The organism is Singulisphaera rosea (assembly GCF_054877945.1).
The window spans coordinates 1-255 of the sequence record NZ_JBTYIP020000150.1; the positions used below are offsets into that span (position 1 = coordinate 1).

General features: G+C 61.6%; 1 protein-coding gene. It reads left to right on the forward strand.

What is annotated here, in order from left to right; all coding sequences use genetic code 11:
* Positions 1-11: 11 nt before the first annotated feature.
* Positions 12-255: DUF4277 domain-containing protein (locus ACYOEI_RS41555; protein WP_462856504.1), on the forward strand; the 244-nt coding region annotated here is incomplete at its 3' end.

Genomic DNA, 255 nt, shown 5'->3' on the forward strand with positions numbered 1-255 from the left:
CTCGAACCAAGGTGCCCACCGCCACCGCTCTGCTCCTCGTGCTCAAGAATCTCCTCGTCTCACGCCAGCCGCTCTATGGCCTCGGCGAGTGGGCGGCACGGCACGACCTCGAGTTATTCGGGTTGTCTCCCGAACTCTTGGCCCATCTCAACGACGATCGCATCGGACGTTCCCTCGACCGATTGTTTGACTGCGATCTCGAGTCCCTGGTCCTACTCGTCGTCACTCATGCCGTACGCGAGTTCGGCGTCTCCT